The sequence below is a fragment of the Bombella sp. ESL0385 genome, assembly GCF_009725755.1.
GTDB lineage: Bacteria > Pseudomonadota > Alphaproteobacteria > Acetobacterales > Acetobacteraceae > Bombella > Bombella pollinis.
Map to the genome: position 1 here is coordinate 216,978 of NZ_WNIJ01000001.1, position 19,269 is coordinate 236,246.

General features: G+C 52.6%; 18 protein-coding genes and 1 tRNA gene. 4 read left to right on the forward strand and 15 right to left on the reverse strand.

Going from position 1 to position 19,269, the window contains the following annotated elements; translation table 11 throughout:
- Positions 1-63 precede the first annotated feature (63 nt).
- The 10 genes from GM557_RS00985 to GM557_RS01030 form a co-directional block, all read right to left on the reverse strand.
- A complete protein-coding gene (locus GM557_RS00985) occupies positions 64-696 on the reverse strand; it encodes a LysE/ArgO family amino acid transporter (RefSeq protein ID WP_230880563.1) in 633 nt (210 codons plus the stop codon).
- Between the two features lie 62 nt (positions 697-758).
- Complete coding sequence (locus GM557_RS00990) at positions 759-2,021, reverse strand: NAD(P)/FAD-dependent oxidoreductase (RefSeq protein WP_155572597.1); 1,263 nt, start codon at positions 2,019-2,021, stop codon at positions 759-761.
- A 5-nt stretch (positions 2,022-2,026) separates the two neighbouring features.
- Positions 2,027-2,452, reverse strand: coding sequence for a phosphotransferase (locus GM557_RS00995; protein ID WP_155572598.1), 426 nt, complete (start codon positions 2,450-2,452; stop codon positions 2,027-2,029).
- Positions 2,439-3,236 carry a beta-ketoacyl synthase chain length factor gene (locus GM557_RS01000; RefSeq protein WP_155572599.1) on the reverse strand — a complete coding sequence of 266 codons (798 nt, stop codon included), beginning with the start codon at positions 3,234-3,236 and terminating at the stop codon, positions 2,439-2,441. Before GM557_RS01000 ends, GM557_RS00995 begins: the two co-directional genes overlap by 14 nt.
- The gene (locus GM557_RS01005; protein ID WP_155572600.1) at positions 3,233-4,438 is read right to left on the reverse strand and encodes a beta-ketoacyl-[acyl-carrier-protein] synthase family protein; all 1,206 of its coding nucleotides are present in this window, start codon (positions 4,436-4,438) and stop codon (positions 3,233-3,235) included. The genes GM557_RS01000 and GM557_RS01005 overlap by 4 nt, the downstream gene beginning before the upstream one ends.
- Positions 4,435-6,750: an MMPL family transporter gene (locus GM557_RS01010; protein ID WP_155572601.1), complete on the reverse strand. Its 2,316-nt coding sequence runs from the start codon at positions 6,748-6,750 to the stop codon at positions 4,435-4,437. Before GM557_RS01010 ends, GM557_RS01005 begins: the two co-directional genes overlap by 4 nt.
- Complete coding sequence (locus tag GM557_RS01015) at positions 6,747-7,355, reverse strand: LolA-related protein (RefSeq protein WP_155572602.1); 609 nt, start codon at positions 7,353-7,355, stop codon at positions 6,747-6,749. The genes GM557_RS01010 and GM557_RS01015 overlap by 4 nt, the downstream gene beginning before the upstream one ends.
- 4 nt (positions 7,356-7,359) lie before the next feature.
- Positions 7,360-8,259: an acyltransferase gene (locus tag GM557_RS01020; RefSeq protein WP_099026508.1), complete on the reverse strand. Its 900-nt coding sequence runs from the start codon at positions 8,257-8,259 to the stop codon at positions 7,360-7,362.
- On the reverse strand, positions 8,256-9,905 hold the full coding sequence (locus GM557_RS01025; RefSeq protein ID WP_155572603.1) for an AMP-binding protein: 1,650 nt from the start codon (positions 9,903-9,905) through the stop codon (positions 8,256-8,258). The genes GM557_RS01020 and GM557_RS01025 overlap by 4 nt, the downstream gene beginning before the upstream one ends.
- 17 nt (positions 9,906-9,922) lie before the next feature.
- Positions 9,923-10,207 (reverse strand): phosphopantetheine-binding protein, encoded by a 285-nt coding sequence (locus GM557_RS01030; RefSeq protein ID WP_257875103.1) that lies wholly within the window; start codon positions 10,205-10,207, stop codon positions 9,923-9,925.
- 20 nt (positions 10,208-10,227) lie between these two features.
- Between GM557_RS01030 and GM557_RS01035 the strand changes: the two genes are divergently transcribed.
- The 4 genes from GM557_RS01035 to GM557_RS01050 are packed head-to-tail and all read left to right on the forward strand — an operon-like array spanning position 10,228 to position 13,478.
- Entirely contained in the window at positions 10,228-10,896 is a 669-nt protein-coding gene (locus tag GM557_RS01035) for a hypothetical protein (RefSeq protein ID WP_155572604.1), read from the forward strand.
- A 40-nt stretch (positions 10,897-10,936) separates the two neighbouring features.
- Entirely contained in the window at positions 10,937-11,668 is a 732-nt protein-coding gene (locus GM557_RS01040; protein ID WP_099026504.1) for a class I SAM-dependent methyltransferase, read from the forward strand.
- Positions 11,669-11,714: 46 nt separating this feature from the next.
- Positions 11,715-12,449, forward strand: coding sequence for a class I SAM-dependent methyltransferase (locus GM557_RS01045; RefSeq protein WP_155572605.1), 735 nt, complete (start codon positions 11,715-11,717; stop codon positions 12,447-12,449).
- Between the two features lie 3 nt (positions 12,450-12,452).
- Complete coding sequence (locus GM557_RS01050; RefSeq protein WP_155572606.1) at positions 12,453-13,478, forward strand: reactive intermediate/imine deaminase; 1,026 nt, start codon at positions 12,453-12,455, stop codon at positions 13,476-13,478.
- On the opposite strand, the gene GM557_RS01055 is transcribed toward GM557_RS01050, so the two are convergent.
- The 5 genes from GM557_RS01055 to GM557_RS01075 all read right to left on the reverse strand — a co-directional run bounded on the left by GM557_RS01055 (position 13,464) and on the right by GM557_RS01075 (position 19,256).
- Positions 13,464-14,669, reverse strand: a complete 1,206-nt coding sequence (locus GM557_RS01055; protein WP_155572607.1) for a Dyp-type peroxidase — start codon at positions 14,667-14,669, stop codon at positions 13,464-13,466. The genes GM557_RS01050 and GM557_RS01055 overlap by 15 nt on opposite strands.
- An 11-nt stretch (positions 14,670-14,680) precedes the next feature.
- Positions 14,681-15,856, reverse strand: coding sequence for a hypothetical protein (locus GM557_RS01060; RefSeq protein ID WP_230880564.1), 1,176 nt, complete (start codon positions 15,854-15,856; stop codon positions 14,681-14,683).
- An 11-nt stretch (positions 15,857-15,867) separates the two neighbouring features.
- Entirely contained in the window at positions 15,868-17,364 is a 1,497-nt protein-coding gene (locus tag GM557_RS01065) for a carbohydrate porin (RefSeq protein ID WP_155572608.1), read from the reverse strand.
- Positions 17,365-17,518: 154 nt separating this feature from the next.
- Complete coding sequence (locus GM557_RS01070; RefSeq protein ID WP_155572609.1) at positions 17,519-19,069, reverse strand: carbohydrate porin; 1,551 nt, start codon at positions 19,067-19,069, stop codon at positions 17,519-17,521.
- A gap of 111 nt (positions 19,070-19,180) precedes the next feature.
- A tRNA-Glu gene (locus GM557_RS01075) sits at positions 19,181-19,256 on the reverse strand.
- Between the last annotated feature and the right edge of the window lie 13 nt (positions 19,257-19,269).

The window sequence follows — 19,269 nt, forward strand, 5'->3', positions numbered from 1 at the left end:
CTTTTAGAAAGTTCTTATGTAAAAGGACGGATCACCATCTCGGTGATCCGTTTTTTTATGTCTTTATGGATTGGGTAAAGCGGCGTGGTAGATAAGTGTACCTGCTAAAGTCAGCATGATGAGGGCTGTTAACCCGTCTAATATGCGCCATGAAAGAGGGTTGCTGAATATAGGTTTTAGTATGGCGGCACCATAGCCAAGTAGGGGAAACCAAACGAAACTTGCCATTATGGCCCCTAGCCCAAAATAAGGACGACTGGCCTCTGGTTGGGTTAAGCTGACAGAGCCCATAAGGAGTACTGTATCTAAGTATAAATGGGGGTTGAGCAGCGTAAAGCCGCAGGTCATCATCATAACCTTTTTAAGGCTTTGGGGCGGTTGGTCCTCTAGGGTAAGGTGGTTGTGGCTCATCATATGGCGTAGGGCTTGTAGCCCCTGCCAGAGCAGAAAAGCAGCGCCTCCGTAGGTCAGAGCTGTTGTAAGATACGGGACGGTTTGCACAACATGTCCAACCCCTAGGACAGAAAGGGTAATCATCACCGCATCCACCCCAGCACAGAGCAGGATGATAGGCAGGACATGCTCTCGTTTTAGGCCCTGCCGTAGGATGAAAACATTTTGGGCGCCGATGGCGATGATAGCCGAAGCTCCCAAACAAAAACCAGTGAAGACGGGTGTGAAGATTGTATGCATCATTAAAGGGAGTGGTTGGTGGTGGAGCCGTGCGTAGTTATTTATGCAGGGCGTAAACATTTTTATTAAAGTCCAGATGAGTGCTTAAAGCGTTTTGCAAGCCCGAAGATTACTGTAAAAGCGCGGAAGGGAATCATAACCCGCCATGAAGGGGCAAAATTTCCCGCTAAGAGGGCAATGATAGCATCGCGCATTCTAAGAGGTTTGTTTTTAGGGCGCATGAAGAAATAGCGTAACAGCGGGTCATTGATGCGATAGACGAGCCAGCTAATCAGTTGCATTTCTTGGCGTGTTTGACGCTCAGCCTTACGGGCGGCTTTGCGGCCCCATTGGGGGCTAAGTAACCATTGGGAGGCAACATGAGCCCCACGGAGGGCCCCTTTCATGGCTAGCATGACGCCGGAGGAAAAGACGGGGTCCAAAAAGCCGAACGCATCTCCAATGATGAAATAACGCTCCCCCCATGCTTTGTCGCCTTTATAGGAATAATTGCCCGTGGTGGAGAGGGGGGCGAGGGCTTCGGCTTTGGCCATACGGGCTTGTACGCTAGGGCTTGCTTGCACATGCTTCCAGAAGAGTGCGTCGAGAGAGCCACCATGATGTTTAAAGCTTTCATGGTCGCCTACAAAACCAACACTCATGACATCATCTGGCAGGGGGATCATCCAAAACCAACCGCCCTGGACAAGATGGACGGAGATATAGCCCTCCATCCCTTCGCCTTCAGCGCGTGGGACATTGCGGAAATGGCTGAAGATTGCCGCTTTATTATTGCGAAGGTCGCTATATTTCTGCCCATGTTGGCGGAGCATGAGCGTATCTCTCCCAGAGGCATCAAGGAGAAAACGAGGGGCAAAGAGGCGCATCTCGCCCGTTTCCGTTCTGGCTTCGATTAAAAGGGTTGCGGTGGATGTGAAAGATACTTTTGTAACGCGTGTTTTCTCTAGCGTTGTGGCCCCAGCTTTTGCGGCATGGCGAAAGAGTATTTCATCAAATTCAGCCCGTCGAACCTGGAAGGCATGGTCCGCTTGTGCATCAATGGCGTAACGAAAAGGGAAGGACATGCGCCCCTCTCCTGTGTCGGTAACAAATTCTGCACCAGGTTTGTACACGCCTATAGCGGCAACATCGTCCAAGACGCCCAGCTCTTTTAGAATGGGTATATTGCAGGCGAGCAAGGATTCCCCAATGTGAAAGCGGGGATGCTGCTCTTTTTCTATTATAACGACATCAAGTCCTTGTCGTGCCAAGGTGATTGCCGCTGTGCTGCCTGCTGGCCCACCACCGATAATGAGAACATCACAAGGAAGGGGAGAGTTGTTGGTCATAACAGTTATCCAGTTGGTAACATGACAGTCCCTGTCCCGCTCAGTAGGAGCGTGGTAGAAGGGCTCAAGAGGGAGAAATCATAAATCATGCCATTATGGCTCTGATGTTTCTGCGTGACGGTAATGGTCAGCCTATCCCAATGGGGGATATCCAGCCTATCGCAATGGATGTGAATATCACGCACGCTTGTTAGCCAGCCTTGGCGGGCTTCATGGGCGGTTAGTGCTCCATGAAGGGCCGCTGCTTGCATGGCTATCTCTACCCCTGTGATAGGTGGGAGATGGTCTGCGATACGGTAAGGATTCGCGGGGTCATTATGGCATAATATCTGGGCTGTTAGCTGTGTTGCATCCCAGTGGGTGGCACGGTCTAACAAACAGCTTACCCCTTGGTGAGGAATAAGGGTGAGTATGTCATCACGAGTTAGCATGAGCGAGGGCGAGTCTAAGATGGTTCTCCCCGTAAGGCAAGGTGAGCGTGCAGTCCCGTTTATGGGCTATGGCATAGAGTAGCGGGAGAACATGCCCTGCTGGGTTATGACGTAGAATGTTCATCATCACGTCTGGGAGAGGCGGTGGCGGAGTGGCCTCACCTTTTCCCTCTTGGAAGGATAATGTGAGCGATAGGGCTCCGTTTGTACCAGGTGTGAGGATGAACGCACAACTAAATGCGTGGTCTGTGCGGCGTGCTGTGCCTAAAGAGCCGGGGACGGGCGCATCATAAATGCAGAATAGAACGGGGCGTTGCTCTATATGCGCTTCAATAGCGGCTTTGAGGAGCGCGGCGGGGAGGGTTTCATCATGAAGGCCGAGTGAAACAGCCGACTGGTGGCTGTGATGGCCGATCATCCAATAACCTGCTGGTGCATTATGGACGGAATTATGAAAGAGCGAGGGAGATACCGCCCCCCCCGGTGTGGTGAGGGATTCCAAAATTCGGTTGATGATAAAGCCATCCCCATTAGAGCTTGCAAAAATAATGGGGAGGTCCTCCGGCTTATAGGGGGTTTGTTGGCAGGCTTCTTCAGCGCAGAGCACAGCAAGACGGATAATCTGGCTTGCTCGGCGTTGTTCATTGATCGGGAGGCTCGTAGGAGCGGGAAGTTTTAGCGATTCAGCACATAAAGAGGCTTCACCACGAAGGATGTTTTGTACGGTTGGCCAACCATGCAGCCCCTCTCCCCAACAGCCAATGGCTTCGATTGCGACGATCATGCAAACCTCCCTAGAATGAGGCTGCTATTAGTCCCGCCAAAGCCAAAGGCATTATTCATTACATAATCAGAGCGGCTATGACGGGCGGTAAGGAGAATATCGCTGCGAAAGGTAGGGTCAGTTGTGTGGCTATTCATGCAAGGGGGGAGGTGATGAGTATTGAGTACGATAGCGCAGATCATCGTCTCTAAAATACCAGAAGCTCCTAGCGTATGGCCTGACCATCCTTTGGTAGAAGAGCATGGCACGCGAGACCCAAAGAGTGCGTAAATCGCACTATCCTCCATTTTATCATTTGCGCGGGTGCCGGTACCATGCATGTTGATATAGCCAATCGCCTTGGCGGGGAGGTGTGCGTGTTCTAATGCGCGTTGCATAGCGCGTATGGCCCCTGCCCCAGTGGGATCGGGAGAGGACATATGGTAGCCATCACTACTCGCCCCATAGCCGACAAGCCGCGCTCTATAACTTGATGTTCCGAGGGGAAGAGGGCGGGCGTTAGCACGCTCTAATAAAGCAAAACCGGCGGCCTCCCCAATGGAAATGCCATCACGCTCGGCATCACATGGGCGAGCAGGGTGAGGGGAGATGAGCTCTAGTGAAGTAAAACCTTGGAGGGTCATCCGGCATAGGCTATCGGCCCCGCCAACAATAGCGGCATCACATACGCCGCTCGTAATAAGATGAGCGGCATCTATAAAAGCCCGTGTGGAGGAGGCGCAAGCGTTGGAAATGGTCAGCAAAGGCCCACTAACACCGAGTCGTGCAGCGACATAACGGGGGAGGGAAGAGAGGTCTTGCGTGTTGGTGTAATGAAAGCTCTTTGGTAGCGTCGGGTCACCGGGCGTACGGGCTGCGTATGCCTCTTCTGCACTGAGAATACCGGATGTGCTTGTACCCATAATGACCGCAATGCGATGAGGACCATAATGCGCAGATGCGGTTTTTACAGTTTCTATGAAGCCATCTGTCATTAAGGCCATATCGGCCAGTCGGTTATTCCGGCAGTCAAATTGTGCGAGATGAGGGGGGATGACATGCTCCTCCACCCCGGCGACTCGTCCTATATAACCATGCCCTGTTGGTTGAAATTGGTCAGGTTGGAGGGTGTGTTGCTTATTTTGTAAACAACGCTGCGTTGCTTCTATGCCGCGCCCCATAGCACTAATAGCGGTTCCTGCGGTGATGATAAGCTCTGTCATAGCTTCGCTCTCATTGATGCTTTGGGAGGCATGGCCCCCATAAGGAGGAAGCTAAAGATCAACGCCAATAAGGCCCCGCAGGAGATGGTGAGGCCAATTTCTCGCAAGAGGGGTGTTTGGCAGCTGGCGAGGATAGCAAAGGAAGAAACAGTCATCAGGTTACAGGTTAAGAGTGTGCGTAGGGTGCGGGTGCGTTCGGCCTCATCTAATTGAGGTCGTCCAAAAAAAAGAGCGTAATCTATATTTACACCTAGCACAAAGGCGAGGGCGACAATATGGATGATTGAAAAAACAGGGTGATGAAGGCGCAATAAGGCTAATGTACTTAGGCCGGTGAGCGTTAAGGTGAGGGCCACACGGCCAACGCGCCCTGGGCTTTTAAGGCAGAAAAAGAGGGTTATGAGGGCAAAAGCTGTCCCGATGATGAGCCATAAGGCCGCTTGTTGAACATAAGGGTGAAGCAGGTCGCCTACGGCTGTCCTCATATTCACCAGCAATATTGTAGGGTCGTGCTGAGCATCACGACGCAACCATTCGGCTGCTTCTGGCGTGCGGGGGATAAGCAGGCCGTACCAACTGCCATGACGGGGAAAGAGTAGGAGTGCAAGGCGATAAGCGAGCGTGGTGTTAGTGAGGTCTTCTATTCCTAGGGATGGTTGTTGTTGTGCGGAGGCAACGTCCCGAGGGATAGTGGCGAAGGCATCAGCTGAGAAGGGAGAGCCTTGTAACGCTGTATGTAGATTAGCTGTGATAAGTTTTTCTGGCGGGAGGCTCTCCACCCTGTGTTGCTGGCGGGCTTTGCTGGGGAGTAGTAACGCAGCAGCTTCTATATCATGTGAGGGGGGGAGACGCTCTAGAATGGCTTCTTCCCGCTGAAGGACAGTTTCACTATCAGCGGCGTGGATAACACCTAACAGGCCTGCTTGGGGGGCTCCAAGTTGTTGACGGAGTTGGCGGTCCGTTTCGAGCATGGAAGGGGGTATGGGGTTGAGGATTTGGCCTTGGCGTTCGATTTGAAAAGGATGAAGCCAGAGGAGGGCCAAAGCTAAGGGGGCAGCAAGAAGGCAGAGCATACGATAATGCCGTAATTTTTCCCAGCGTAAGAGCGAGCGGGAAATGCCTTGATGATAGGCTGCTAAGTCGGCCTGGGTGATGAGATGGGGCAGCACCCAGATGGTCAAGCATGCGGCGGTGAGGATGCCGATGGCTGAGAACAAACCGAGTTGCATAAGCCCCGGCAAGCCGCAGAAGATCATACTTAATAGGCCGATGATGGCTGTCAGAGCGGCTAATTTCAGGCTTGTACCGATACGGCCTAAGACAATGGGGATGGCCTCGCCTTTATCACGATGGCCGAGGAGGAGAACGGGATAATCTAACGAAACCCCCAGCATAGTCATGCCAAACCCTAGGGCAATGCCATGTACCCAGCCAAAGAGGAGGTGTAGCCCGAGCATAGCGAGAGAGAGAGACAGCAAAAACGGCACACCAATGGCGGCTAGGACCCAAAGGGAGCGAAACCGCCAATATAGGATTATAATAACGAGTGAGAGAGAGAGTAGGGCCAGGCGGTCCATATCATGCCGCAGGGATTGTGCAGCAAAAAAAGAGAAAGCTGGTGTGCCTGTAAGGGTGAGCGTGTAGCCTTTATGCCCGTCTACACTTTGGGCAAAGGCTTGCATAATGGTGTGATGAAGTTGCGTGAGCTGGGCGGTATCAAGGCTGGGATGGCGGAGATGGAGCAGCATCAATGTGGCGTGATGGTCCGTTGTGAGCCATAAACCATCTTTGCTCTGAGGTGGGTTTACTTCATTGAGACTTGCCAAGTAATCCCCATAAGCCCCTGTAGGGTCATGTAGGCCGACATCTTCCACCACGGGGGCTGCCATAGATTGTAGGAGGTCGTAAAGCTGGTTTAGGTCGGTTCTGAGAGCCGTTGGGGTGAAAAGGCGGGTATGGTCATGAGGGGCAAGACCATAACGATGAGCAAAAAGAAGGGGCTGGTCCTTTTGCCATGAGAGGGCGCTCGGGCCATCAAGAATAAGGTTGAACTGCCCTCCCGCGACTAAAGCGTCATGAAAGCGATGGCCTATGTTGAGGAGAGTGGCTTCATCATCGCCTTTGATAGAGGCGAGCATAAGGGATTGCGTCGTCCCGTTATTAAGCTCGTCAAGCAGGAACTGAGATGTATCGTCATGGGGCCGGGGGAGGAAGGCCCGCATATCCATGCGTAAAGGGATGCAGGAGAATGTACCTATGGCTACGGCGATGGCGCAAAAAACTGCGAGTAGGAGGGGGAGGCGGCGTCTCATTGCGGGGTGATGATGGTCTCGGTGCTATCGCCATTTGCTTGGATGAGGCGTGTACGTTCTAGCACGTTATTGCGCCCCTCTAGTTGGACGCGTTGGATAATCTGCGCAACCTCTGATGTGCGGGGGGTGAGGAGGAGCGTCCAATGTCCCATATCGCCTTGTGCGCTGAGATTATAGTAGGTTTGTAACAAAGTTACGTCACCTTGGAGGGGGCCGCGGATTGTTGCTGCCATAATTTGCATAGTTGGGTTTATGTGCAGGGGGATGCTCCGCATAGGGCTTTGCCCATGTTGGAGCTGCACCATATCGCCTTCCAAAATAAAGTGATCTTGCACAGGGGTGAGGGTGTATTTCTCTATATGGTCAGGGGGTACGAAGCGGAGCAGCCCTTCGCTATGGAGGGGTTGCTTTAACGCATGGAGCTGGCGTGTTTCACGAAAGTGATTATCCCGTTGGGAGACCAGCCCAATATGGTGAATGATCTCTACGGCTAGGGCCTCATTAGATGTGGAGGAGGCTATAGGGGCGTGGTCTTGCCTGTAGAGGGGCTGGGCTAGAGCAGGGCTGAAGGTAAGGCAGCAGAGAAGAAGAGAGAGATATTTCATAAGGTCAGAGACCTTCTTCCCAGAAGTCGAAAAAATTGAACCAAGCATAAGGGTTTTGCTCACATAAATCTTCCATCCAGCGGGCATAGGCGAGGATGTGCGGATGTAAAGTGGACTGTGTTTCCCCTTGTGAGAGAGTATCAGTAAGGCGGCGGCATGCAATATGGTAAGAGCCATTTTTCTGCCGAATGGCTGAGACAAGCACAACCGGGGCGCCTGTACGGGCAGCAAGTTGATGCGGCCCTGCGGGAAGGCGGGCGGTTTGCCCAAGAAATGTCACAGGGACAGAGCGGCTATCATCATGGGCGCGGTCGGCTAATATGCCCACTACCTCCCCTTGTTTAAGGGCGTTGAAGGTTGTGAGCATACTATCTGCATGGCCAAGCTCAATGAGGTCGGCTTGAAAGGTCGGGGCAAGGGTTTCAATCAAACGTGAGGTTTCCCCTAGGAACCGTCGATACATCAACATGCGAAAGCGGACAGGGGCATCTATGCCGAAATAACGGAGGACATCAAAAGAGCCAATATGTGCCCCCATGATGATGCAGCCTTTTTGTTGTTTTAGGGCGTCTAAGAGGTAGTCGCGCCCATGGATATGGATTTTATGGGGTGGGAAACGTCCACTGAGAAGATAAATGCGGTCTAAAATATTGGTGCTGTAAGCATAAATATGTGCAAGGACCATACCATAATGGGGCTGTTGACCTCGCCCAACATTATGGAGATGAGTAAGATAGCGCCATGAGGCACGGCGCACCGAAGGATAAAAGGTGGCGTAATAAAGGGTTGCAGGCCAGCGGAATAACGCTGTGATGTGGTACCCCAAATGCAGTGCAACCCAAATGAGCAGCCGGCCGATTACTAGATTACCCTTTTCTGGGCGGAGCCATGTGTTGGCGCTCATAAGGATGGGCCCTTAGCCGTACCACGGAGGATGGTGCTTGTGGTGGTATGGCCGTCATGATGATGCAAACTAAAGCGGATCCGGCCACCGCCTAAAGCACTGGAGAAAAGATGGAGTGGTTCCTCCGGGCGGACAATGGAGAGAAATTTTACATTTTCGATAAAATGGGGTTTGAGCTTTAAGCGTGTAAAGACTTCCTCCAGCAGGACAATGCCTGGCACAGTAGGATTCTGGGGAAAATGGCCAGGGAGGGCAGGGTGTGTAGCTGGGATGGAAAAAGGTGGATAGGAGCGTTTTTCAGCATAATCGCGGATGAGGCTCTCCCAAGCGTGCCGTGTAAGTTTGCCAATGGCATTGCGTGGTAAATGCGGCAGGCGGACAAACCGGCGTGGCATAAAGGCGGGGTCAATATAATGGCGCAGGGCCCGCATAAGGGCAGTAGTATCGTCTATTGAGCTGACAATAAAGGCTTGCAAGCGCGTGGGTTCTGGCTTGTCGTTTTGGAGCTCTGCTTCACTAAAGAGGGGGGCGAAGCAGCCATCTAAGACCCCGTCTAGTTGGAGGAGTGCTTTGTTAAGGGCTCCATAAGAGGTGCGTTTTCCCGCGATTTTGAGGAGGTCCCCTTTGCGGCTCATGAGCGTGAAATGGCGTGGCCCTTTTTGGGTGATAATGTCATTAAGGGGGTGAGGTGTTGCATAGGGAGCGGTGCAGATATAGGCCTCTGCATCTGTTGAGGTTGGGTCTGCAGTTAGGGTTACCCCGTCGTAAAGTTGCCATGGGTCGGGGTTTATTGTGCGGCGGCTAGCAATGGAGCCTGTCTCGGTAGAGCCATAAATCTCCATCACTGGGGCGTGGAAAAGGGTTTCTGCCTCAAGAGCGAGGTCATGGGGCAGGGGAGCAGAGGCGGAGATAATGCGCCTTACTTCTGGCAGGGCGATACGTGCTGTGGTGAGGGAGCGTAGATGCACTGGCGTTGTGATGAGCGTATGTTCTGTGGGTATGTGAGCGGCTAGTTTTTCGACATCGCGGGGGAAGAAGGAAGGGCCGCTTGCTGTGGCTGTGTGGGTATGGAGGCTTTGGAGGATGAGTGTCTCAAACCCGTACATATGGTAGGGCGGTACCGTACCTAGCATAGTCGTAGTGGTGGGATGATGTGGGGCGAGGAGGGGTAGGGCTGCGTGACTGCGAGCGACAAGCTCCCCCCAATATTTAATATGCATTTTAGCTTGGCCCGTACTGCCTGAGGTAAAGACGTAGGCCGCTTTATAGTCCACAGCAAGGTGGGGATTATCTGATTGTGTTGCCTTGAGTGTGGCCAGAGGTGGGAGGGACAGATTCACCAGCTCTTCTGGCAACGCTGTAGGGCTGCTGCAAAGGGCGTTATGTTCCTTTTGTAAGGCCAGTAATTGCGAAGCTGCGTGATTGCTGGAGAGTATGCAATATTGTCCCTTTAGCAGGCTTGCTAAAAAGACGATGGTAAAGTGTAGAGGGTCGGTATGGAGGTTGATAATGGGGCGTTCTGGCCAATGATCAGCCAAGGCCCATGCGAAGGAGAGAAGTTGCTCACCGCTAATAGGCCCGGCCATCATGTAAAAAATAGGGCGTGCTGGTGCGGTGATGAGGGATAGATCAAAAGAGGCGTGCATGGATGAGGCAAATCGCGTTACGATGGACGATGAGCCTCAATATAATGTGCAAGGGAGCGTAATGAGTGGAATATCTCACGATTGTTATCATCATGTGATTCCAGCTTGATGCCGTACTGTGTGTTGACCATCAGGGCAATTTCAAGCACATCAATGGAATCGAGCCCCAACCCTTCCCCAAAAAGGGGCGTCTCTGGGTCGATGTCGTGGGGGTCCATATCAAGCTGCACGGCGTCCACAAGATGTGTTGCAACCTCGTGCTCAAAGGGGGTTTGTTCATGCAAAGGGGCAGTGGCTGTCACTGAAAGAGGCATCCATTTATATGAAGGGTAAAAGCTGTGACCTCTTAACACCGGGTGTAGCAGGCAGCAAGAGCCGTAGGGCTTGGCTTTGGCGGATTGTCATATTTGCTAGTGGTGTAGGAGTGGTGAATCTGACAATCGGAGGGCCTCAGTGGCAGGCAGTATGTGTCGGGTTGGGTATGATGATGCAGCTTGTGATGTTGCTGCCATACCGGGTGTGTTGGGGTTATGGATTATTATTGTGTATAGGGGTGGCCGGCGGGTTATGGCCGGGCTTTGTGCGGCTGGGGGACCAGCTCTTACTTTATGCGCTGGCTTTGCTGGGGCCGTTTATGATGTTTGTACGCTCCTTACGGCGGGGGCAGACGGCGTTTATCACACAATTAGCTGAGGCAGTACACGGGTCTTTGCGCCAGGATATACGGCGTTACACGATCATCCTAACATGGGTGTGGAGCGGCTTTTTTATGATCGCCTTGGGGGCCCCGGTTATTTTGTGGCTCTATGCGCCACAGCAAGGATGGTGGCATATCCCCATACGCGGCGGTACGTTGGGCGTGGCATTGCTTTTATTTTGTGGTGAGATGCCTCTGCGGCGGGTGATTATCCGTCACTATCAACATGCCACATTAAAGCAAAATATTATGGCAAGCCGTGTTGTTTTTATGAGAAAGAACTCTCTATTCTGATAGGTCTTAAATAGTTCACTCATATGTGATGAAATAGGCCATGTCTGATAGTACATTTTCTTCACAACGCTCATCGTCTTTTGTGCCTGGGGACATGCGGGAGGGCATTATGGCGCGTGGTTTATTTGATGACGTGGCAATATATTATGATCGGATAAATAGCTTATTTTCTCTAGGGACGGGTCGTTGGTATCGTCGTCGTATGCTCAGGCGTGCGGGGTTGCAGCCGGGGCAAACCGTTTTGGATGTGGCTATTGGCACAGGCCTCATCGCGCGGGAGGAGGTAGCTATTATAGGGGCGGAGCATGTTATAGGGGTGGATGTAAGTTGGGGTATGCTCCAGCAATGCCAACGCGCTTTGCCTATTTCGCTTGTGCAGGGGGATGTGATGTCCCTTCCTTTTGGCGATGAGAGTATTGACTTCCTTAGTCTAGGTTATGCGTTGCGTTTGATGGAAGATTTGACTCAAACCTTCGCTGCTTGCCGCCGTGTGTTAAAACCGGGCGGGCGGATTTTGGTCCTGGAGATTGGGCGGGCGGAGAGCCGTCTATTGCATAAATTATTGCATATTTATCTAGGACGGGTTGTTCCATTTTTATCGGGGCAAGCGGCGTATCGGGCGAGTCGCGGCCTGATGAATTATTATTGGGATACGCTAGAGAGCTGTGTATTTCGCCACGATGTGATCGCAGCGATGGAGCGTGCGGGGTTTCATAATATACGGTGCGAGGTCTCTTGTGGTGTGTTTCACGCATATATGGGGTGTGTGTAAGAGGGATAGTAGATGCATTTATTGTCGGATGTGCTAAGGAGGCGGCATGTCTAATTCTCCTAAATCTCCTCATCCTGTTTTATCGCGCTTTTATGCACATCGTGAAGAACGCGAAGAATTCGTTAGTGGTTTGTTTGATGAAACAGCCAGCCATTATGACCGTATCAACGCTTTGTTTTCGTTAGGGACGGGTGGTCGTTATCGCCGGCAAATGTTGCACAAGGCGGGGTTAAGGGCAGGCCAAAATGTTTTAGATGTCGCGGTGGGGACGGGCCTTGTTGCGCGCGAGGCAATGGCCATTGTGGGCGCAGAAAAGGTGACCGGGCTGGATATGAGCTTTGGGATGCTCCAGCAATGCCGTCATTCTTTACCTATTTCTCTTGTACAAGGGAATGCGATGTCATTGCCTTTTGCTGATGGGAGTATCGATTTCCTCAGCATGGGCTATGCGTTGCGGCATGTAGCGGATTTACAGCAAACGTTTGCCTCTTACCATCGTGTGTTGAAGCCTGGCGGTCGTGTTTTGATTTTGGAGATCAGCCGGGCAGAGCATAAAATCGTTCAAAAGCTTTTGCAGTTTTATTTAGGGCGTGTTGTGCCGTTTCTCTCTGGTGTGGCGGCCTCGCGGGCTAGTCGTCGTTTGATGGATTATTATTGGGATACGATAGATCATTGCGTGTCTTATCAGGAGATTATGGCCGCGATGGAAGCTGCGGGGTTTCAGGATGTGCGCTGTGATGTCGCGTTGGGGATTTTCCGTGCTTATATGGGGCGCGTCTAAGCTGTGACATCGTCTTTTAAGCGGCGGGTATTGGTGCCCCATTATGCGAGGGGTACGCCTGTTGAGACAGCGCATAACCCTCTGGCTTGCGTGCGTTATGGGGGCGATGAAGCTGGGGTAGAGGTCGCACAGGGATGTGTTTTTATGACCCTTCCCGGCCCTTCGCCTGTTCTTTATGAAACATGGCATCCTATGCAGATAGGAGAACAACAGGCTGAGGGCACAGCGTCTATTATACCGCGTATGGCCGGTAAGGAATCTGGCATAGGTTGGAGCTGCGAAGGTGATGTGTTGTTTGCAGCTTTTTGGGTGCAAGACCAGCCAGAATTATGCGATGCAGTACAAACACATTATGAGCGTTTGATCACATTAAGCCGGCAGAAGGGCTTCCCCCATATTTATCGGATGTGGAATTATTTAGGGGCGATCAATCAGGATAATGAGTATGGGGAGGAGCGCTATCGCGATTTCTGCCGCGGGCGAGCGCAGGCATTCGATGCGCTGGGGGTAGAGCTTACGGCCCTACCTGCTGCGACAGGGATTGGGTTGCCCGCGGGAGGAGTGGCTGTTTATCTTATTGCTCATCGTGTCATGCAGGGCGTGAATGTAGAAAACCCATCTCAGTTGCCTGCTTATCATTATCCACCACGTTATGGGCGGCGGTCCCCGTCTTTTGCACGGGCTACAGTGATGGAGGGTGAGAGTCAGACAGTCCTTTACCTTTCTGGCACGGCTAGTATTCGTGGGCATGAATCGGTTGGTCATACGCTTGATGAGCAACTTGCCATTACAATTGAGACAATCCATAGCCTGCGTGCGGCAGCAGAGAAACGCTTTCCGTGCCTTCAGGCTGGTCGGTTTGAGAGCATAAAGCTCTATGTGCGTCATCCTAAGGATGTGTCTGCTGTGCAAGCGGCAATAGAGCGTGCTTTTCCGTGTCCTGCTGGTCAAGCCCCGCTCTTGGTGGCAGATATTTGCCGAGCGGAGCTGTTGGTAGAGGTAGAGGGTATTCTCTTAGCGCGTCATTAGCAGGTCCTCACCGAGATAATGACCTTTACGATAGCCGGGGCAGGCAAACAGACCGCTGCCAATATGGGTTGTGTATTGGTTCATCATATCGAACTTTGCCATACGCTCAAAAATGCGGGTGAAGGCTTTGCGTGGGTCTTGCTGATAGGCAAGGAACATCAAGCCAGTATCAAACTCATTGCCCTGTCGCCACGGGGGCCAACGCTCTGCGATGTAGCTTAGGCCATTATCGTAGGAGTAAGCGCGCCTTAAAAACTCCGCTCCGCCATTCTCTTCTGGGGCGGCAAGGCGTGCATGGGAAGCCTCCGCCGTGATGGGATTACCGTATTTATCGGTTTGTTTGAGGGTGAGGGGATCAAACTCATGATGCCCCCCAATAGGGGCCCCGCTGCGTTTTTGCCGCCCCATTGTCTCCTCTTGGAAGCTGGTTTTCGTGCGGTCCCAATGCTCTAGGGCAATGCGGATAATCCGGGCAACGAGATAGGTCCCGCCTGCCATCCATGCTTTATCATCATCTGCGGCCCAGAGGACGCGCTTAGCAACAGCAGGGTCGGCAATATTGGGCTGCATGGTCCCATCTTTAAAGCCCATAAGATTGCGGCCCGTTTGGTGCGGCCCAAAATCGGGGAGGAAGCCCGTTTGTGCCCAACGTGGTGTGGCGATGCCATCAGCAAGGCGGGTGAGGATGCGGATGGCATGAAAAGCCGTTTGCGGATTATCGGCACAGCTTTGGATGCACAAATCGCCCCCCGTATGGGCGGGGACAAGCTGGTCCCCTGTAAAGCGGGGGAGGTCGGCTAAGGGGGCGGGCCGTTGGGCAGCGAGGCCGAACCTATCTTTCCCCTCTTTGGTAAAAAGGGTGGGGCCAAAGCCAAAGGTGAGCGTTAGGGCCTGATGAGGCAGGCCGTATGTCTCATCAGAATCAACAAGGCCGGGGATGGGCTTCCCTGCCATAAGAGCCGCTGCGGCGTCCGTCCAGCGTTGCATAAGCTGGGCAACATCATGGCGGTTCTCGGTCGTGATATCCAGCGTGAGGAAATAGAGAAAAGGCAGTTGTGGCAGGGTAATACCCGGTTGATGGAGGAACTCTGCGGGGGATGTCGCCCAAGCATGGCGCGGGGCGAGGCAGCCCAGCCCAGCCATACCAAGAGCAGTGCCTAGAGCTTTACGGCGTGTGAGGAGATGAGCCATGGCTTTCACCCTTATGGTAGGCTGACATTGAGGGTATTCATATCGTCTTCGACATAATAAAAACCCTTATTATCTGGTGTCATAGCAAGGCCAAAGAGGTCGCCATTACCGGGTGGTTGCTGGGCTTGGTCATTATCTACCCATTGGGCGTAAAGCTGTTTTTTCGCCACCGGGTCAATCTCTACCACTTGCCCATTACGGCCATTGGCAACAAGCAAATGATGGCCGGGGACCCAAATCATCGCTAAAGGCCAGTTGAGCAATTTGCCTTTGGTGATGATGCGTCCAACAGCATCATTTTGGCGTGTTACAGGCTCGGTGCGGGTGAGGGCGTTATCAATAGCGGTGACTTCCTCATCATAGCCATCGGTGACGTATAATGTGCCATCAGTATCTAGGGCTAAGCCTGTGGGGCCAAAGAGGAAGTTATCGCGGTCCGCACGCCCAGCAAAACCACTGGCAATGACGGTTTGTTGGGCGATAACAGGGGGCTTGCCTGCGGGGATGTCGAGGTTAAAGCGCACCACTGTCGCATTATGTAAGATGGGAGGATAATGGGTGACAGGGTCGCTCACATAAGGGCTGGGCAAGCCCGCTGCGGCCATGGAGATAAAAAGCACTGCCTTATCGCCATTATCTACGCTGGCAATATTGCCCCATGGGCCAGTGATGAGCGGGCCTTTCCATGCTGTGGTAAAGGTGCCGTTTGCATCAAAGACGAGCAAGCAACCATCGCCCTTTGTGCCGGTTGTGCCATCTTTGCTAGGGGTGCTGCCGACAATCACCCAGCCGGATTTGAGCACTGTGAGAGCCGTAGTAAAGCCTATACCACCGGGGCAGGCGGCGAGATGAGCGGGCGCGCTGGCAAAGAGGCGTACGCTTTTCGTTACGGGAGAGTAAGCAACAATGGTTGTGCCTGTACCTTGTAGATTATTGACGTTGTTAAAATTAGTAACAAGTACCTCATCTTTCTTCAGGCTCCCCATATCTTGGGGGACAACATAAATTGCATAAGGGTTGAGGTCGCCATTACCGGGGCTAGTGGAAGCGAGCATGGCATGGCGGTGGATGGTCTCTAAAAACCCTTTTGGGGCAGCCTGAGCCTGCGTGGAGGAGAGCTGCCAGCCTAGCAAGAAGCCGAGAGTAAGGAGGGTAAAAGGGCGAGAGGAGAGTGGTTTAATGCGCATGATGTCTATCCTTACAGAGCAATGATGGCGCGCAGCCCAAGGACGGCAATATCTTTAATGCGCCGTGTGGGATGGAGTGGGTTGGGGATGCCCCCAGAGGGGTTAAAGAGATATTGGAAGTCCGGCTGAAGTTGGAGCCAGCCTGTCATCTGGCATTGATACATCAGCTCCATATAGGTCTCGCCGGTTTGGGTAGGGTTATAGGTGCCAGAATAGTTCCGCACGGCGCGATCATATTTTGCCAGGGCGTGGCTAACATGGGTGTAGCCCATCCCGAGGCCTAACGTATCATCTTGGCGGTAGGGGAGAGGGTCTTTTAAGGTGAAGCCAAAATTCATGCTGAAATCAATCGGCACGCGGTGTGATTGCGGCGTTCCCATAACGCGGGCAAACATATTGAAGGTGCGGTTAGGGTCGAAGTGACTATGCCAGAGCATTTGGTCAACCACGGCATAAAGGCTAAAAGCCCCTCTATGCCTGCGTGGGGCTCCATTACTATCGGGGGAGGCGAGGGATGTGCCACTTGTATCCCAATATTGGTCGGCAAAAGGCTCGGAATTATACCAGCCTCCGATGCGATAAACGCGGGAGAGGGCGTCAGCATCATCGGGGGAGACCATAGCCCCAAGGCCCGGATAGACATATTGGAGCTCCATAATCGCCATCACCCCACGGTCGAGCGTAAAGCTTGTGCCAGAGCGATTATGTTGTTGGGGGTCGCCTGTACGGTTATGGACGGGGCTGCCGCTAAACACGCCTCCTTGAATATAAAGCGGCGTTGCTGCCCAATAGCGTGCGCGTACCCCAAGGCTGGAGAGCGGATAGGCCGGGCCACCGCCGGGGAGGTCGGCAGAGGGGAGCATCGGCCAGCCGAACATCGTATTGGCAAAGACGAGGGCGTTATTGCTGACCATCCATTCTTGGTCCAAGCTTTGTTGGCCAATTTTAATATCAAGAGCCTGTTGGTCGAGGAATTTTTGGTCAAACCACATTTCCCATAAGCGGGTGGAGCGGTCAGCCTCAATCCCGCTGACAGTTTGATACACACCAAGATTATCAGCACTTAAACTACGGCCATGGATTTGTTCCATACTGATTTGGAAGGTCCCGCCATACCAGCCAAAAGCGCGTTGTGTGTTCATTTGCAGGACGGCCGTTGTCAGCCCATCATAAGCAGGGCCTTTATGAAACCCACCAGAGACATTGGCAAAAAGCTCCGATGTTTCTTGAATAGCAAGGACAAGCCCGGCTTTGCCCATCTCTGTGCGTAAGCCCCACATATTGCCAAGCAGGTTGGCATCGCGCTTCCAGTTGGAGAGGAAGCCAAATACACCATCTGATGATTCATCACCCGCAGCGGCCGCATTGCCGATATTGACCATCGGCGCACGGGCATAAGCTATATGTCCAGCTAAAAGGAGGGCACCCGCCCCTGCGAGATTCATTGCTTTTAGGAAACGTTTTAGGGGTGATTGTCTATCCAGCAGAGCGGTGTGAGGAGGGGTCATGATGATGTCCAACTCATGGGTGATATTTATTACAGATATAAAAAAGCTTTTCTAAAAGTCAACGATTCTAATAATCATTCGCAACAAAATAGTAACGCTAGCTTCTGTCACTCCATTTTGACGTAGGATGGGGCATTATGGAGTATATTTGTTTTTATAACGTAATATTTGCGCGCAGCCCAAAGACGGCGATATTTTTAATACGCCGTGTGGGATGGAGCGGATTAGGGATGCCCCCAGAGGGGTTGAAGATATATTGAAAATCCGGCTGGAGTTGGAGCCAACCTGTCATTTGGCCAAGATACATTAGCTCCATAAAGGTTTCGCTGCCTTGAGCAGGGCTATAGCGATTTGTATGTGTTTGTACAGCGCGGTCATATTGGGCAAGGCTATGGCTTGTATGGGTGTAGCCCATGCCAAGGCCCAGCACATCATAAGGATGAGCGGGGAGAGGGGCTTTGAGGGTGAGGCCAGCATTCATGCTGAAATCAATCGGCACACGGTCTGATTGTGGGGTGCCCATTACACGGGCAAAGAGAGCCAGAGCGCGGCTTAAATTGTGATGGCTGTGCCAGAGTGTTTGGTCCATCACAGCATAGAGGCTAAAGGCCCCACGATGGAGGCGTGCCCTACCGGTACTTTGGGGGGAGCTTAGGGCGATGCCATGTTCATCCCCATATTGGTCAGCAAAGGGCTCGGAATCATACCAACCGCCTAGACGATAGACATAGGGCAGGGTTGTGGCTTCCTCAGGTGAGGCGATATGTTTTAGCTCGCCACGCGCATATTGGAGTTCCGCAATAGCAAATATACCGCGATTGAGGACAAAGCTTGTGCCGGAGCGGTTGCTCTTTTGGGCATCGCCAGTGCGGGCATAAGCGGGGCTACCACTAAAGATGCCTGCTTGGATGTAGAGTGGCTTTACGACATGATACCGGGCACGTCCCCCAAGGCTGGCAAGAGGAGAGGCTGGGCCACCACCGGGGAGGTCGGCTGAAGGGAGCATCGGCCAGCCGAACATCGTATTGGCAAAGAGCAGCGCATTATTGCTGATCATCCATTCTTGGTCCAAGCTTTGCTGGCCGATTTTGATGTCGAGCGTGTGATGGGGGAGGAATTTTTGGTCAAACCATAACTCCCATAAACGGGTGGAGCGGTCGGCCTCAATCCCGCTGATAGTTTGATACACACCAAGATTATCCGCACTGAGATTACGGCCGTGTATTTGCTCCATACTGACTTGGAATGTCCCGCCCGACCATCCAAAAGCGCGTTGTGTGTTGAGTTGAAGGACGGCTGTTGTCATGCCGTCATAAGCTGCCCCGCGACGGAACCCACCAGAGATATTGCCAAAAAGTTCTGATGTTTCTTGAACGGCTAGAACAAGGCCGATTTTGGCCATTTGGGTCCGCAGCCCCCCCATTGCGCCGAGGAGGGTGAGATGATTGCTCCAACTCGGGAAAGGGGAGAGCAGGCTATAAAGGCTGCCTAAAGGCGATATATCGAAGATGTTGTGGGAGAGGTTATCAAAGATGGCCGTGGAGGCGTCCTCCCCCGCTGCAGTGGCATTGCCGAGATTCACCAATGGCGCACGCGCATAAGCGGGAAGGACAATAAGAGGCAGGGCTAACCCTGTGATAGCGATGCGGGGAAGATGGCGCTTTAATAAAGATAATATGTTGGGTAGGGAGGCAAGAGAGGGCATGCAAGCCTCCAAATGAAAAGGGAAGGCTGCATCACTATAGGAGTAACGTTAAAGGTTAGAAAATTGTTTTTGAATGAAACTGAGCCGCTTTATTTTCAATTATACTGAAAATGGCGTCCCGTACGGGATTCGAACCCGTGTTGCCGCCGTGAAAGGGCGGTGTCCTAGGCCTCTAGACGAACGGGACTAAAGGCGTGAGG